Annotated in this window: 2 protein-coding genes; one reads left to right on the forward strand and one right to left on the reverse strand. The window is 61.0% G+C overall.

Annotated elements, in window-relative coordinates; translation table 11 throughout:
- Positions 1-308 precede the first annotated feature (308 nt).
- Positions 309-1520 (forward strand): MFS transporter, encoded by a 1212-nt coding sequence (locus WCG50_RS19280; protein ID WP_336901211.1) that lies wholly within the window; start codon positions 309-311, stop codon positions 1518-1520.
- Positions 1521-1562: 42 nt separating this feature from the next.
- Here WCG50_RS19280 and WCG50_RS19285 read toward each other — a convergent pair.
- Positions 1563-1702 (reverse strand): FlhC family transcriptional regulator (locus WCG50_RS19285; protein ID WP_336900031.1); only part of this gene is annotated, 140 nt, incomplete at its 5' end.

Raw genomic sequence — 1702 nt, forward strand, 5'->3', positions numbered from 1 at the left:
CGCAGCGGATCGTTTTCGGGTCGTTCATAGGTATAGCGCGACCACTCCAGCGTGCCCAGTCGCACATGCCAACTTGCCTTCTTCACCAATTTCACTCTTTCATCAGCGTGCAAGTCGTAGCCGTCTTCTGCGGCGTTCCGGGTGCCAGGAACCGTCGGTTCCGGGTGCCACTAAGCGACTTGTCCATTTCTCCAAAAGGTGATTTTAAAACGACCGGGCGTTTGTCATCCTGTTTTTATAAACCTCGCTGACCGGAGGTCTCTGGACTAGGACGCAAGGGACATCCCTGGCGCTGCTAAGCTTAATCCATGTCAAATCAAAGTTTCCCCCGGCTCCTCGCCCAGCAGTCTTTCGTTCGTTTCTGGTTAGCCCGACTGGCTGGCGTCACGGCCAACCAGATGCTGATGGTGGCCGTGGCCTGGCACATGTATGACATCACCTCCAGCGCCTGGGATCTGGGCTTAGTGGGCCTGTTTCAGTTTCTGCCCGCGCTGGTGATGACCTTGCCGGCCGGGCACTTGGCCGATCGCTTGCACCGTGGCCGTATCTTTGCCAGTTGCATGGGGGTGCAAGCACTCATTGCCCTGCTGCTGATCGTGGCCACGCAAGGCGGCTTCGCCACTCGGGAACTGATTCTGGGCATCTCGGTGGTGTTGGGCGTGGCGAGGGCTTTTCAGATGCCGGCGCAGCAGGCGCTCACGCCCCTGCTGGTGCCGCAGGAATTGCTGCAGCGCGCCATTGCCTTGAGTTCCAGCGGGATGCAGGCGGCCATCATTTGCGGACCGGCGCTGGGCGGTGTGTTGTATACGACCGGTCCCGTGACCGTCTACGGAAGTTGTGCTGCGTTGTTGCTGATGGCGGGGGCTTTGACCCTGGTGGTGCGCTACGCCCACCGGCCCTCAACCTTGGCCGCCACCTGGGGTAGTGTGCTGGCCGGGTTTGCTTTTGTCTGGCAGCGCAAAGTGTTGCTGGGCGCGACGTCGCTGGATTTGTTTGCCGTCTTGCTGGGTGGTGCCACCGCCTTGTTGCCCATTTATGCGCGTGATATTTTGCATACGGGTCCGGTAGGACTGGGCTTGCTGCGCGCGGCGCCAGCGGCCGGGGCGCTCGTGATGTCCCTGGTGCTGATCCGCTGGCCACTGCACCGCAAGGTGGGGCATAGACTGTTGGCCGCCGTGGCGGTTTTTGGCGTGGCGACGGTGGTGTTCGGGCTGTCAACTGATTTCGGTTTGTCGATGTGGGCCCTGGTCATCACCGGTGCGGCCGACAGCATCAGCGTGGTGACGCGCATGACCCTGGTGCAGTTGGAAACGCCTGACGAAATGCGGGGCCGCGTTTCGGCCGTCAATTCAATTTTTATCGGGGCTTCCAACCAGTTAGGCGAATTTGAGTCCGGTGCAACCGCTGCACTGATGGGGCCGGTCGGCTCGGTGGTGTTGGGTGGTGTCGGCACCTTGCTGGTCGCAGGTCTTTGGCTGCGACTGTTTCCTGCCTTGGCGCGGCGAGACCGCATGGGGTAATGGCAGAAAGGGCAGGGCGAGTGCCGCTGAATCGCTATTGAGCTAGTGCAACAAAATCCCGCCGGTGCTGGCACTCTTGCCAGCACGGGCTGGTGGGGTGCACAAGCCGCACTCATAGTGGCGGGCGTTCTCATACGGGTCGGTCACAAAATGGCCGCCACATTTGCAGCATTTGGTGCGGC

The sequence above is a fragment of the Rhodoferax sp. genome (assembly GCF_037143375.1).
Classification (GTDB): Bacteria; Pseudomonadota; Gammaproteobacteria; order Burkholderiales; family Burkholderiaceae_C; genus Rhodoferax.

What these genes read in the sequence shown, in the direction of transcription:
- WCG50_RS19280 (WP_336901211.1), top strand. Translation starts at nt 309, where the DNA reads ATGTCAAATCAAAGTTTCCCCCGGCTCCTCGCCCAGCAGTCTTTCGTT.